This is a genomic window from Rhodococcus sp. 11-3, assembly GCF_023704055.1.
In the GTDB taxonomy this organism is placed as follows: domain Bacteria; phylum Actinomycetota; class Actinomycetes; order Mycobacteriales; family Mycobacteriaceae; genus Rhodococcus; species Rhodococcus aetherivorans.
The window spans coordinates 4,897,262-4,911,651 of sequence record NZ_CP080406.1; the positions used below are offsets into that span (position 1 = coordinate 4,897,262).

Here is a 14,390-nt window from a genome sequence, read left to right on the forward strand (position 1 = left end):
CTTGGCCAGCAGAAAACAGTGGTGGACCGTCCGCGTCCTGAGCTCAGGAAACCGGCACGACCGTAGGTCCACACCCGCGTGCCTCGAGTACGAGACACGAAGACATAGCGCCGGGGGACGAACTGGTCGTCACCACTCCTACTCCACGAGGTCGAACTCCGGCATTGCGCCGATCCCCGCGAGGTCAGCGGCACCAACGTCTCGAAACCCGACCTACGAATCGTCCGATCATCCGATTCGGTCAGAAGCCGGCACCATCGTCGGCAGTGCGATCGACTACACCCGCAACCCGATAGTTCGTCCGTTGCCCTGGCGCAACGAACGCGTCGACCCGCCCCGCGACGACGAGCTCTTCCAGCACCGCGAGAACGACCGTCCAGTCCATCTCGAGCCGATCGGCAAGCTCGACGACCGGATATTCCTCACTCCCGAGTGCCTCCACAATGGTGTCAGCCAGCGATGACGACACCGGCGTGGCCACCGACGACTCGGTGAATCCGGAAGGCTCGGCGTCGGACACAGCAACGACATCCGCACCCTCGGAGGTAATGCCGCGCCGCTCGAGCTCGCCCCACAGCCCCGACATCGACGCGTCCGGATCGAGGTAGTACTCGGATTCGCGGACCCTCCAGAACCTCCACCCGCTCCGGCGCAGTTCACGTTCACGCTCGAGGTCGGCGCGCTGCCGGTCGGGATTGGTGTGCCACTGCTCGCCGTCGCACGCCACAGCCAGCTTGCCTGCCGCGCCGGTCACCACCAGATCGATGACGTGACCGTTCACCTCCACCCGGGGGTTCACGTGATATCCGCGGGCAGCGATGTCGAGGAACACCTCCTGCTGGAAGAGACTGTCGAATGCCTCGTGCCGCTCCTCACCCGTCACACCCGCCGGCATCGGCGCCGCAGGCATCGGCGACGTCGACTGCATGTAGGTGAGCAGCGAATGCCGCAGGTCCGTCGGCCGCAACGTGTCGACGGTCCGCGAATGGAACAACCACAACTGGTCCTGTGCCCTCGATGCGGCGACGTTGAACCGTCGTTGGTATTCGGTCCTCGTCATCGCCGCGATGTTCTGGTCGGGCGCGACCACCATGGACAGAAACACCACGTGCCGCTCGTCCCCTTGAAAATCCGGAGGCGTGCCGACACGGAGTCTGCGTTCGTCCCATTGGTGCGGGGTGAGCCGGTCGAGCAGTTCGTTCTGGATGACGTCGACCTGCGACTGCCCCTGCAAAACCACCACGCCGAAGGTTTTCCCATCGTAGGCGGGGTCTTCGACACACTGCACCACAGTGTCTACGAGGGCACCGGCCTCGACACGGTTCGTCAACGTCGAGTTCTGTCCGGTGACGACACCACCGTCGACGTAGGTGGTGCGCAGAGGCGGAAGGCGGTCGGACCCATACTGCCGCAACGGAACCAGGGGGTCGTCTGCATAGAACTGTTCGCTCGACCAGGCGATGATCTCCGGCATCGATCGGAAATGCTCACGCAACCGGACGATGCTCCCGAACCGCGACCGCAACAACGAGAACATGCTCGAGCGGGGAGTGAAACTATCGCGCAAGTACTTCGGGATGTCGGGCAGGGATGAATCGAGACGACGGAACACTCCGTCGAGCGCACCCAACGACACCGCACTCGGCGCGCATTGCTTATCGTCCCCGACCACGATCACACGCGGCGCCAACCACAGCAGGAACAAGCTACTGATGTCGACCTGGCTTGCTTCATCGACAATGACGACATCGAACAGGTTCTGTACAGGCGGAACCGAAGACAGCACCTGCTGCAACGGCATCACCCACGCCGGCACCGCACCCTGCGCGACCTGCATGGCCTCACGCGCTGCAGCCCGATAACGCTCTGCATATCTCCCGGTACCCTTTCCGATACTCGCGACATGGTCGCGGTACGAGTGCAGGGCTTGGACCTGCTCGGCGGTCGTGCGGTCGAGACACGCGCTCCACGCCTTCTCCGCGACGAGCTGCGTGGTCAACCGCGAGATGTCTTTCTCGACCGCGTCGAGGTCACGTTCGAACTGCCCGTCCTCACGCCCCTCGTTGACGTTCCGCACCCACTGCTCTGCGCGACGCCACGCCCACGCGCTCTCGATGTTTGCCAGACGAACCGGCCACTGCGGCCACGACGGATCTTCGGCGATGGCCTGCGCGAGCGCCGGTGCGGCGTCGGTCAAACGCGCGTGCAGCGACAAGAGTTCGAGCTCCTCCCGCTGTTCACCGGCCGCACGATCCCATGCATCCAAAGCTGCATTGATACCGTCGAAGTCCGCATCGTGGAAGGCCCGTGCCAGGGCGCGCCCTTCGGGCGACGCTCCCCCGGCGATCTGGCCCCGCACATACAGGCCGACGGATTCGAGCCAGGCCTTGCTGGCTTGCGCAGTGCCGACCGCGGCGATTGCCCGCGCCGACTCCGCAACCGACCGCGCCTGTTCGACACTCACAAGCCGCGGCGCACCAGGGTGGATGTCTCGTAACGCCGATTCGACATCCCGTACCCGTGTGACAAGGTTGTCCACGATGCCACGGTCCCGGTTGATCAGTGCCAGGGTGCCGATGGCACGGCTGCGTGACTCGTCGAGTGCGATGTCGATACCGAGATCGCGCAGGACGATCCCCACGACCCGCACCGCGTCGAGCGCACGGAGGTGCTCGGCGACGATACGCACCGAGTGGGCGGTCGTGGCCGCGACCCCGTCGACGGTCGCAGGCTCGCCGAGCGCCTCGACCGCCGACTGCTCGTCACTCCTCCGGAACCGGGAGAGGCCACTGCGCCATGTGTCCCCCGCCTCCAGCTTGCGAGCCAGCGCGTCATACGCCTCGAACGCGGGCCGCCCGGTCACCGGCGTTGCCACCGTGCTGGCACCGACGACGCGATCGGCCTCCTGCGCGGCCTGCACGAGACCTGCGAACTCGGCGGTCTTTCCCCACAGGTGCTGCGCCCTCCCCGACAGGACATCGTCGGCCACGCGTTGAAATCCCAGGTCGAGCCGTTCTGCATCGTGCAGAGCGCCCTGCAGTTGTTCGCAGAGATCGCGGATACGGGCCAGTATGTCGGGGGAGGCGCCCTCGAGTACCCGCAGCAACTCCGGCATTTCGCCGGTCACGTCCTGCGATGCCTGTGCGACCGCGGCGCACGCGTCCTGCACCTCTGTCTGGGTGGGCAGGGACAAGTCGGGGAACGCTTGGTGCCGGCGACGCGCCCGCTCGACGCTCGACCGCTGATGAAGCGCATGGAGGGTGATGAATTCGTCGACGCTCAGAGGTGGGGCGTCGGTGAACAGCGGTGCGGGCAGCCACCCCTGTCCGGATTCCTGTGCGCGGACCCTCCGGACGATCGACGCGACCGTCCCCTCGTAACCGGCGGCGACCGCGGTGTGAACGACCGTCTCCTGCGCGCGCGTCTGCCGGATCTGTTCCGTCAGGATCGCCCGACGGTTGAGCACGTCGTTGCGTTGCGTGGTGAGTTCGTCGATGCGCTGCGCTGCGCGCCGCCCGTTGAATTGCGCCTTGCGGGTAGCGATCTCGCTGACACTGCGGTTGAGCTCCGCAGACCCTCCCCGCGCCGGGTCGGTCACCGCCACACACAGTTCTTGCAGTTCGAGCGGAAGTTTGTCGCGCAGTACACGCAGCGCCTGAGCCTTCTCACTGGTGACCAGCACGCGCTGGCCACCCGCGAGCAGCGCGGACACCAGGTTGGCGATGGTGTGTGTCTTACCAGTACCGGGTGGGCCCTCGACCACGACGCCGCTGTCGCCGGTGAGGCGATCGAGGATGTCGCGCTGCTCATCGTTCGCGGGCAACGGGAACAACGGATCATCGGCGAACAGCGCGGACGGTGTGCCGATGCGGTCGAGCCATGCGACACGGTCGGCCGGTTCGATCGCTTCGACGAGTTGCGCCAGACCCAGCGGCACCTGGTTCGACTCGTCGGCGACGGCCTCGCTCATGCGGTTGTAGTACTCGATGAGCGCATAGGCGCCGCGCTTGCGGAGCACCAGAGCCGGCGACGGTCTCACGAACGCCTCGGGCGACGATGCCTCCTCCGCCTGGTCGACGACGTCCACGCGCACTGTAAGTGCCCGGTCGGTCCAGTCCTTGAGAAACACCCGAGCCGCGGGGTCGAGGGGCGACGCGACCTGAGTCGCGAGGGATTGGTGCAGGTCGCGGGTACTCGATGGATCGAACACTTCCAATCCGGTGAGGAGCTGGGTGTCTTCGAGCGACGGGACGGCGTCGGGATTCAGCCGGACCAGCAGGTCGCCGGATTCCTCGTGCCGCTCGATGAGGGCGGACTGGGTGATCAAGTGTGTGTGCACCCGCGCGCCTGCGACATCGTCGGAGAGGTGCAGCAACCCCGATGCGACGACGAGCTCGAGCGATTCCGGTTGGGCGTCGAGGTCCAGCATCGCGTGCTGCAGGAACGTGTACAGCTGCGACGCGGGCCGTCGTTCCCGATCCACAGCCGCCCACGCCCGCCATTGCGCCAACCAGATCTCGACGCCGTCGACGGCGTCGGGGGCCTGTGGGTCGAGTGTGGGTTCGGCGGCGGAGTTGTCGATTGCCCCCTGCACATACTTCGCGACCAGCGCGGGGGGACGCGGTGGATCTTCGAGGACAACGCGCCGTGCGCGGAGGACGACGTCTCCTGCCGCGGCATCGGCGCTCAGGCCGACGTCGAGGTTTTTCTCGTCGAGCGACAGCACGGCACGGTGTTTGTCGAGGGTGCGGACAGGTGCGCTCCGTGCTTTGACGAGCTCGGCCAGAAAGGCGAGCAGGCGTTGCACGCGATCCCTGAGTTCAGGTTCGCTCACCCTCGGCTCCACACCCACTCCACTCACCCTGCGGACGTCCTTCCGCCCGTCGACGGAAACCGGGCAACTCCAGCTTAGGAACCACCTCCGGCATGTCCGTGTCCGGTCTCGCTTGTCGCCGATTGCGGCCCCCCGAACCCGTCACTGCGATCGCACCTGGCCTGCGTGAAGGACGGCTATCGAGTGCACGGGGGGATGGTACGGGCGGGTACGTCACGGCAGACGCAAGCTCATAGCCCCCGGGGATACCTGCCGCCGACCCGGTCGGGGTCGTCGGCCAGGAACACCACGTCCCGGCGGCCCTGGTTGAAGGCGCGGAAGTTGTCGTAGTCCCAGCCGGCAGGGGCGTAGTCGTCGTTCCACCGCACTCGCGCGGCGGGCACGAACCCGGCGTCGGCATACAGGTCCGGCAGCACGGTGTCGACACAGTCCAGACGGCGGCCATCGAGCGCGGTGGCGTACCGGACCATCGCGCGTGCCGCGCGCGGGTGGGCGCAGTCCCGGTGCGCGGACACCGAGACGATCTCGTCGCCGTGCAGGGCGGCGCCGGCCTTGCCGTCGTCGGTCACCAGTAGCCGCATCCGCCGGTAGTCGTCCTCGTCGTGGACGGACACCGAGGCGGCATAGGGATTCTTGTGCCGGCCGTCAGCGCACCACCAGCTCCGCGCACGCCCGGAACGGTATCGCGTCCACATCGACGACGCCCTTGCCGGCGAGGGTTTCGCCCAGGTCGGGCAGCGGCGGGATGCTGAATCCGGCGGCGAGAGCGATGTCCTGGCCTTCTTGTACCGGTGCGAGGCTGTGCTCGTCGCCTTGGCCCCGGTCTGATCGGCCAAGACCGCGAAGGTCCACTCCGGGTGGGTGATCTCGAGTTGGGCGGCCGCCTTGACGACCGGAGCGAGGTCGGCGCTGTCGAGGAACGCCAGCAGTTGCGCGATGGTCTGCTGTGCGGGTCGCACCGCCGGCCGGAGGTACCGGCGGTGGGGTCACCTCGTCGAAGTGGGCGAGGTCCGCCGCGACACGAGCGGCACCGTCGCGCGGTGCCACGGGCTCGGCAACGGCGGCCGTCGGTGCGCCGGCGCGGGTGTCGACCGCACGGTCGATGGCCTGTCTCGTCACGACCGTTCCGGCTCAGCCGCGTCGTCGCGCCCGCAGCACCGAGTCGCGGACGGTGACCTGCTCCCCGGAGTGCGGGTGTGCCGTGGTCCGGGACCGGACCTCGCAGAGCTCGACCTCCCACTGACCGTCCTCGAGCGCCGGAATCAGCGACTCGGGGGTGAAGAGGAACCAGTGGTGACCGTGGCGCAGCCCGGTCGCCAGGTCGTCGGGGTGGTGACCGACCACCAGCAAGGTGCCACCGGGGGCGACCGCGGAGCCGAGGCGCCGGGTCAGCTCGACCATCCCGCCGTCGGGAAGATGCAGGAACTGCGAGGACACCAGATCCCATCGCTGCTGGCCGGGCTGCCAGCTGCGGACGTCGGCGGCAACCGTGGTGACACGGTCACCGACGCCGGCCTCGGCTGCGTGCGCGGCCGTCTTCTCCAGGGCGGCGACCGCGAAGTCCAGGGCCGTGACCGACCAGCCGCGGCCGGCCAACCAGACCGTGTCGGCGCCCTCACCACAGCCCACGTCCAGGGCCCGTCCGGGTGTCAGGGACGAGACCTCGGCCTCGAGTTGGGGGTTGACGCGTCCGCTCCAGACCCGCTCCCCGGAGTAGCGATCCTCCCAGGCGGGCTGCTCGAACAGCTCGGCCCGGCGCTCGGCGACCGCGCGGTCGGCGTCCTCGGCGGCCAGGTCGGCGTTGACGAACGCTCCCACCCGGGTGCCGTGAGCGGCCGCGCCGATCAGGGTCATGCCGATGTCGGTGGCGTTGCCGGCCGCGTACAGGCCCGGCACCGCGGTCGCCCCCACCGGGTCGACCGCGATCACCGACCCCACCGGCGCCCCGCCCCACTCGACGTGCTGCGGCTCCAGGCCGAGGGAGGTCAGGAAGTCGAGGCGTACCTGCGGCCGGGAGGCCGCCACGATCGCCTCGCGCTCGAGCAGCGAGCCGTCGGCCAGGCGCACCCCGATCAGCCGGTCGCCGTCGGTGACGACCTCCCGCGCAGTGCCGTGCTCGATCCGCACCCCGATCGCGGCCATCCGCTCCACGTCGGCGGCCGGCAGCTCGACCCCGTCGGCGACGACGAGGACGACGTCGTCGGTGAGCTGGCGCCAGAGCAGACCCTGGTGTCCCGCGACCGGGCTGGTCGCCAGTACCGCAATCGCTCGACCGCGCACCTCCCAGCCGTGGCAGTAGGGACAGTGCAGCACATCGCGGCCCCAGCGTTCGGCGAGGCCGGGGACATCGGGCAGCTCGTCCACCACCCCGGCGGTGACCAGCACCCGCCGGGCGGTGACCTCGCGTCCGCTGCCGGTGGCCACGGCGAAACCGTGCTCGGTGCGGGTCACGGCCGTCACGCGGTCGCTCGCCAGCTCCACCCCGTACGCCGCCACCTCGGCCCGGCCGTCGGCCAGCAGGTCGAGCGGGGGCACCCCTTCCCGGCCGAGATAGTTGTGGGCGTGCTCGGCCGGGGCATTGCGAGGCTCGCCCGCGTCGAGCACCAGCACCCGGCGACCGGACCGCCCCAGCACCATCGCACCACTCAAACCGGCAGCGCCGCCACCGACCACCACCACATCGAAACTCTCGTTCTCCGTCATGCCTCCAGGGTGCAGACCCCTCCCGGGATATGGCAAACATCCTTGCCGGATTGGCAAAACTCCGGCACACTGAGCGACATGGAAGACCAGGACGTCTTGAAGAACGTGGGCCCGAGACTACGACAGCTCCGACTCGAACGGGAAGCCACCCTGAGCGACCTGGCGGAGGAGACCGGCATCTCGCTCAGCACCCTCTCCCGACTGGAATCCGGACAGCGCAAGCCCACCCTCGAGCTGCTGCTCCCCCTCGCCCGCGCCCACCGGGTCGCACTGGACGAACTCGTCGACGCCCCGGACACCGGCGACCCCAGAATCCGGTCCAAGCCGGTGACCCGGCACGGCCGGACCTTCCTCTCCTTGACCCGCCGCCCCGGGGGCCTCCAGTCCTTCAAAATGGTGCTGCCCACCGTGGACGACGTCGCCCACCCGACGCCGCAAACCCACGAAGGCTACGAGTGGCTCTACGTGCTCAACGGCCGACTGCGCCTGATCCTGGGCAGCCGCGACCTGGTGCTCGAACCCGGAGAAGTGGTCGAATTCGACACCCGCACACCGCACTGGATCGGCAACCCCGGACCCACCCCCTGCGAAGTGCTCGCAATCTTCGGCCCCCAAGGAGAACGCATGCACGTGCGCTCATGACAAGCGCCCAGCCCCCGACCACGCACCCCCGACACCCCACCGACACCGGCGGCCGGCGACGAGCACGGCCTTGGCGCGGCGATACCGATCCTCACCGCCCCGACAACCTCGGACACCGGGCCCACACCGCCAACGTCGGCACGACCACACCACCCCCACCCACCGGAAACTGCACCCTCAACTCCATTGCGCGGGAGGAGTTGCGCCGTACATGACACTTGAGGCTACGGACGTCCAGCTCTGCATTTACGCGGGTATGCGTTGCGCTGGGGGCCTGCACGTCACTCACCATCTCGCCGCGCCCCGCACGCAAGGGGACCGCAGGCGCGGTCGAGGCTCTAGACCGCCCCCAGAACCGCGGGCAGCGTTGTCGGTCGCAACCCGAAAGCTTCTCGACCGACGTGACAAGGCGTGTCGAGACCGCTGACCGTGAGGTCACGTGGCCCAACCCGCCCGCATGATGTCTTCGAGCGCGCCGCCGGACGTCTCATCGGCCAAGGCGGCCTCCCGCACCCAACTGATCGCGAGCACGTTCAGGAACAAGTCTTTGCCTCGCACGGTCGGTCGGGCGCCGCCGTCGCGTTGGGGAAAGAAGTTGGCTCGAGGTCGGTGGCCGCCGCGGCGAGGCGCGCGTGGACCTGCCCGATACCGGCACCACCCGGTGCCGGCCTGGCGGCGACGGCGCAGGCGGTGTACGAGGTGGCCACCGCACCGATCACCGTCAGCGGCGTGCTCACCTGCCCCACCACGTCCCTCGCCGCCCTCGCTGCCCAAACCGTGACGGTGCCAGGCAGCAACGCCGCCGAGATCGTCCTGCCGAAACGCGCAGACACGCCGAAAGAGATTCTGCAACAGCGCAAGAACATCGCCGAAGACGTCGAAAGGATGCTCGACGACCACCCTCTTTCCCGAGTCTTGATGTCGATGCCCGGCATCGGTGTCAGCACTGCAGCTCGCATCCTGCTCGAGGTCGGCGACGGTTCGGCGTTCACTTCCGCGGCCCATCCGGCCGCCTACGCCGGCATCGCCCCGGTCACCCACCGGTCCGGCCCCTCGATCCGCGGCGAGCACCCCGCGCGGTCGGGCAACCACAAGCTCGAACGAGCGCTGTTCCTGTCCGCGTTCGCGGCGTTGCACGACCCGACCAGCCGTGCCTACTACGACCGCAAACACGCCGAAGGTAAGAAGCACAACGTCGCCCTGATCTACCTGGCCCGGCGACGTTGCGACGTCCTCTACGCAATGCTCAAGAACAAGACCTTCTATCGAGTCCGTGATTCCGTCTCGAGAAGAACGTCGGGCTGCGCGGCGGACCCGCCCCGGTGCGGGGCCTACCTCCCCGACCTGCTCGACCGGGTTTGGAACGGACGCATCGAGCCCGGCAAGGTCTTCGACCTCACCCCGCCCCTCGCGCTGGTCGCCGAAGCCTACGCAGCCATGGACAAGCGGCGCGCCACCAAGGTCCCACTGCGCCCCTGACCGGATTCCGGCACCCCTGCGAGCGGTCCAGCCATGACGCCACCGCCCGCGACGGTTCAGCGCGTGCCGCCGCTCACATTCTCGTGTGCCCCCGTGTAGTGCATCGGACTGTCCAGCAGATGCGCCGGCGGCAGGTTGCGATCGGGCGTGTGCACGACGGGCGCGTCCGCCGGGATACGGCCCGATGCGCGGTCCCAGCCTGCCCGGGCCCGCGGGTGGTAGCGATAACGACGCGGAATCAGCTTCTCCCCCAATCCGATCGAGCGGCCGACGAGCCGATGCAGCCGCTGTTCGCGTGGGGAGAAGGTGTAGCCCATGAGTTCGCGCACCGGTGGGTCGTACAGCCCGATCGTGAGCCAGACGAACCCGCGCGTCATCGGCGGCCGCAGCACCGTCCACACGCTCGCGGGCACCCACCGCAGGAACGGCGGCCGGTCGAGGTGCGACAGGTCCAGCACGTCGCGGGTCGCCTTGTTGTCCTCGAGCACCTCCCGACACATGCGGTCCCAGTAGGCGAGGAAGTCCTCCCAGCTGCCGGGGACGGGCCGCATCGACACCCCGTAGAGCCGGTACCACCGGACGTGCTCGTCGAACAGCCTGTGCTTGTCGGCGAGGGACAGCGGGCCGTCGAACCACTCGATCGAGACGACGAGGCTGTAGAAGAACGTCGCGTGCGCCCAGTAGAACGTGTCGGGGTCGAGGGCGTGGTAGCGCCGGCCCTTCTTGTCGATCCCCTTGATCGTGTCGTGGTAGCCACGCACCTGGGCGGCGGTGTCCGGGGCGCGCGGGCCGTCGAAGACGACGCCGTAGATGGGGTACAGCGACCGGTACAGGCGTTCCCAGCGCTCGTCGAAGAACTGCGAGTGCTCCTCCACGGCCGCGCCGAGGCCCGGGTGCATGTTCTGCATCGATCCGGCCCACGGGCCGAACAACATTCCGCGCCAGCCGCCGAAGTACCTCCACGTCAGGCTGTCGGGGCAGAGTGGCACGAGCTCACTTTGACTACGCACGTTGTCAGTTTGGGCGCGGCAACGACGCGTGTCAAGGTCGCGAAAGCTCGGCCCCCGAGGCACCCCCCCTATTGCCTCATGTCAAGATGCGCGCGAGGTGCGCTTCGTTGACTCATTCAAGGATGCGCGCGTGGAGGAGGGCTCGACGATGGGGCTACGCCCCGGGCCGGCCTTGGCGGTGGTGAGCGTGAGCAGCTCGGCGGTCAGGGCCTGAATCTGCCGCTGGATCGCTGCCGGGTTGAGCGTGACGTAGGTGCCGGCGAGGATCGCCTTGTCCTCGGCCGCGACGGCATCGTGCCGCTCGACGCGACGATGCGGAGTGGTCGCGGTGTCGTACTTCTTGGTCACCTTCGCCCCGTCACGGACCTTCGAGATCAGCTTCTGCTGCGGGCAGAAGAAGTTCGACAGACTCGACTGCAGAACCCAAATACTGTTGAGCAACAACAACTCTGCCGATGTGTCGTAGCGGTGGTAGCCGACCACGGTCCGTACGATCGCCCAGTTCTTCTGCTCGACGTGCGCGCCGTCGTTGGAGTTGCCGGGCCGGGACCGTGTGAAGGTGATCTGCCGCTGCGCGCACCAGGCGAGCAGGTGATGGTTGATGAACTCACTGCCGTTGTCGGAGTCGACCCCGCGGATCGGGAACGGCAGGATGCCGGCGATCTCCTCGAGGGCGGCGAGCACCCACTTGCGCGCCTTGTTCGGCACGCTCCGGTTCTCCGTCCACCCGGTGGCGATGTCGGTGACCGTCAACGTGTAGGCATGGTCGCCGACCGCGTTGCCGCCCTCGTGCCCGACCAGGTCGATCTCCACGAACCCGGGCACCGCGTCGTCCCACTGCGCCCACGTGCGGATCGGGATCTGCGACTTGAGCAGCGACCCCGGCTTGGTGTGCGCTCTGCCCTTCGGATCGAGCCTGCGCCGGTCCTCGGCCAGCCGACGGTCGATGGTCGCCGCCGACATCGACACCAACAACGCTGCGGTGGCGTCGTCGATGCTCAACTCGCCGAACCGACGCAGGATCGGCACCAGGTCCGGCAGCACCGCCGCGAGGCGTTTACCCGCCGGCGCACCGAGCACCGCCCAGCAGAACCGCAGCGCCGCAACCACCTCCGAGCCGTACTTCGGCGATCTCGGGGTGCGTCCCCTGACCGTCGTGGGGTGCAACGCCTGCGTCAACGCCTTGCGGGCGTGGTTGCGGTGCCAGCCGGTCGTCGCACACAACTCGTCGAGGATCACACCCTTGGTGGCCTTGTCGGCCCGGGCGTACCGCGTCGCAATCGTCTTGGTCACGGCCTTGCGTTGACTCATCGACAGCCCCATCGTCCGGGCCTACAGCCCGGCCCAGGCCGGACACGGCAGGCGCTCCGTACGCGCGCATTCTCATTTGAGGCAACGACTACCTCTACGCGCGCATTTTGGATGAGTCAACGCGCCCCCTTGCCACTCGACGATTTCGGACCTATGGTCAGTCCAATACTTCGGAAAGGGGTTCTCGTGGCGGTCCAAGTCGGTTTGTCGATCACCGATTCCCTGTTGGTTCCCGACCCCGCCGCGCGACGGCGACTGCTCAACTCGGCCGCCGACGCCGGGCTCGATCACATCACGGTCGGGGACCACATCAGTTTCCACGGCGGTACCGGCTTCGACGGTATGGTCTCCGCCACCTCGGTGCTCGCGGCCCACGACACGCTCTCCGTCGTCATCGGGGTCTATCTGCTGGGGCTGCGGCATCCGATGCTCGCAGCGCGCCAGATCTCGACCATCGCGCAGCTCGCCCCAGGGCGGCTGGTCCTCGGCGCAGGAGTCGGCGGCGAGGACCGCTCCGAGATTTCCAACTCCGGGGTGGACCCCCGCACCCGGGGGCGCCGCTTGGACGAAACACTCCAGGTTCTCCGAGCATTGCTCTCCGGCGAAGAGGTCACCCACACCGGAGAGTTCTTCACCCTCGAGCGCGCCCGGATCCTGCCCCCGCCCCAACCGGCCGTGCCGATCGTCATCGGTGGCCGAGGAGACGCCGCGATCCGTCGAACCGCGAAGTACGGCGACGGGTGGCTCGCCATCTTTTCGACCCCCCGCCGATTCGGCGAAACCCGCACCGCGATTCTCGAGGCCGCCGCTCGCGAGAACCGCACTCTGAGCACTTTCGGGGTCACCGTCTGGTGCGGTCTCGACGACGACGCCGCCACGGCCGACCACTTGGTGGGCGAGCAGATGCAGACGCTCTACCGCCTGCCCCGGGACAAGTTCCGGCACCTGGCACCGGCCGGCACGCCCGAACAGGTGGCCGAGTGGCTGCGCGCGTTCGTCGACGCAGGAGCGGACAGCATCACGCTCATCCCCGCCGCCACCTCCATGGAGGCATCCGTCGAGCACGCCGCCGCCGTTCGGAAGCTGCTCGTCGAGAGCTGATCGCGCCGCACCTCGGGCTCCGATTCCGCACACGCCGGCTTCGCGTCCGCCGGCGTGCTTGTCGCAGACGACTCCCGCGGGGTGCTCCTACCCGGCACCAGATCCGTGTCGACACCGCGCCGCGTTCGCTCGGGCTGCCCTCTCGTGCGCCGCGCACTGAACTCCTCCGACGCCGTCCACGCATCGGGCCGATCGCTGTCCGGAACCGACCTCGACGGCCCCGGCGTCGCCCGGGCGGCTTACTGTGACAGTCGGACGACGGTGAAGCACCGCTCGCCTCCTCGTCCTTACCGATGCCGATCCCACCGCCGAGTTCACTGTCCGGCAGAGAACTGCCCTCACCACGGTCCGCACGCTGCTCGACGACGCCGCCACCACCGTCCTCGACGCGGAGGAATACAAGCGCCGGGGGCGAGATCTCGAGCAGAGCCGAAAACTCGCCGCCGAGGGAACCTGGGTCAACTCGTAGGCGGTACCGGAGCTTTGGACGATCTGGAGTCGCGCCATACGCCGCCAGGATGTTCGACTTCGGTGCGCGCCGCTCCCGAGCGCCGCGGCACCGAAGCGCATCGGCCCCAGGGTGCGGACGGTGGTGGCGGTAGTCAGCCGCGGAAGGCGTCGAGCCCCTCGTTGGTGAGACGGACGATGAGGTCGGCCAGTCCGGGGGTGCGGCTGACCTTGCTCGGCCAGTAGGCGATCGAGAAGATCGTGCCCAAGCAGGTCTGGGTCGCGACGGCGACCTCCGCCGGCGTCGCCCGAGGGAGGCACCGGGCCACCGCGGCTTCCCAACAGCCGACGTAGAGCTTGCGCCGGCGGTTGACCTTGCGACGCCACGGGTCCACCAGTGACCGGTCTTCACGCTGGGTCACATTGACCAGGTGCCGGTGCCGGATCGCGAACTCGACATGATGGCGGACCAGACGCTCGAAGTCGGAGTCGGCGTCCTCGTCCACGGGTTCCGCGGCGCGGATCAGCTCGTCCATCGCTTCGTCGAACAGGGTGGCCAGGATCTCGTCCTTGCCGGAGAAGTGACGGTAGATCGCCGGCCCGGTGAGGCCCGCGCGAGCGCCCAGCTCGTCGACGCTCGTACCATGGAATCCCTTCTCGTAGAACAGTTCCGCGGCGATATCGAGAATCTTCCGGCTCCTGTCCACTCGGCGAGTTTAGCACGATGCGTGAACGATCGTTATACTCCGGGAACGCTCCCCGCCATGCGGCGCCGACCCGGGCGACAGGAACGGCGCCGGCCGACAGTCGCGCCGAGCAGATCTCGATGCGCCGGCAACCGACCGCAACCGTCAGGAGATCCC

The 14,390-nt window shown here is 68.3% G+C and carries 9 protein-coding genes and 1 pseudogene; 3 read left to right on the forward strand and 7 right to left on the reverse strand.

Features of this window, described 5'->3' with window-relative positions; genetic code table 11:
• Positions 1-241 precede the first annotated feature (241 nt).
• From KZJ41_RS22555 to KZJ41_RS22570, 4 genes are all read right to left on the reverse strand, one after another.
• Positions 242-4,807 carry an AAA domain-containing protein gene (locus KZJ41_RS22555; protein ID WP_373566489.1) on the reverse strand — a complete coding sequence of 1,522 codons (4,566 nt, stop codon included), beginning with the start codon at positions 4,805-4,807 and terminating at the stop codon, positions 242-244.
• A 257-nt stretch (positions 4,808-5,064) separates the two neighbouring features.
• On the reverse strand, positions 5,065-5,448 hold the full coding sequence (locus tag KZJ41_RS22560) for a hypothetical protein (RefSeq protein ID WP_232334157.1): 384 nt from the start codon (positions 5,446-5,448) through the stop codon (positions 5,065-5,067).
• Between the two features lie 31 nt (positions 5,449-5,479).
• Positions 5,480-5,686, reverse strand: a complete 207-nt coding sequence (locus tag KZJ41_RS22565; RefSeq protein ID WP_029545710.1) for a hypothetical protein — start codon at positions 5,684-5,686, stop codon at positions 5,480-5,482.
• Between the two features lie 279 nt (positions 5,687-5,965).
• Positions 5,966-7,537: a bifunctional NAD(P)/FAD-dependent oxidoreductase/class I SAM-dependent methyltransferase gene (locus tag KZJ41_RS22570; RefSeq protein ID WP_251549666.1), complete on the reverse strand. Its 1,572-nt coding sequence runs from the start codon at positions 7,535-7,537 to the stop codon at positions 5,966-5,968.
• Between the two features lie 78 nt (positions 7,538-7,615).
• Between KZJ41_RS22570 and KZJ41_RS22575 the strand changes: the two genes are divergently transcribed.
• Positions 7,616-8,179: a helix-turn-helix domain-containing protein gene (locus KZJ41_RS22575; RefSeq protein ID WP_251549668.1), complete on the forward strand. Its 564-nt coding sequence runs from the start codon at positions 7,616-7,618 to the stop codon at positions 8,177-8,179.
• A gap of 753 nt (positions 8,180-8,932) precedes the next feature.
• Positions 8,933-9,448: pseudogene (locus KZJ41_RS22580) on the forward strand (IS110 family transposase); the annotation flags it as partial.
• 266 nt (positions 9,449-9,714) lie between these two features.
• Here KZJ41_RS22580 and KZJ41_RS22585 read toward each other — a convergent pair.
• Both KZJ41_RS22585 and KZJ41_RS22590 read right to left on the reverse strand, forming a co-directional pair.
• Positions 9,715-10,647, reverse strand: coding sequence for an oxygenase MpaB family protein (locus tag KZJ41_RS22585; RefSeq protein ID WP_256997116.1), 933 nt, complete (start codon positions 10,645-10,647; stop codon positions 9,715-9,717).
• 102 nt (positions 10,648-10,749) lie between these two features.
• A complete protein-coding gene (locus KZJ41_RS22590) occupies positions 10,750-11,979 on the reverse strand; it encodes a transposase family protein (RefSeq protein ID WP_251549569.1) in 1,230 nt (409 codons plus the stop codon).
• A gap of 186 nt (positions 11,980-12,165) precedes the next feature.
• Here KZJ41_RS22590 and KZJ41_RS22595 point away from each other — a divergent pair, with 186 nt between their 5' ends.
• Complete coding sequence (locus tag KZJ41_RS22595) at positions 12,166-13,080, forward strand: LLM class flavin-dependent oxidoreductase (RefSeq protein ID WP_006941782.1); 915 nt, start codon at positions 12,166-12,168, stop codon at positions 13,078-13,080.
• Positions 13,081-13,682: 602 nt separating this feature from the next.
• Here the strand turns inward: KZJ41_RS22595 and KZJ41_RS22600 are convergent.
• Entirely contained in the window at positions 13,683-14,234 is a 552-nt protein-coding gene (locus tag KZJ41_RS22600) for a TetR/AcrR family transcriptional regulator (protein ID WP_029545717.1), read from the reverse strand.
• Between the last annotated feature and the right edge of the window lie 156 nt (positions 14,235-14,390).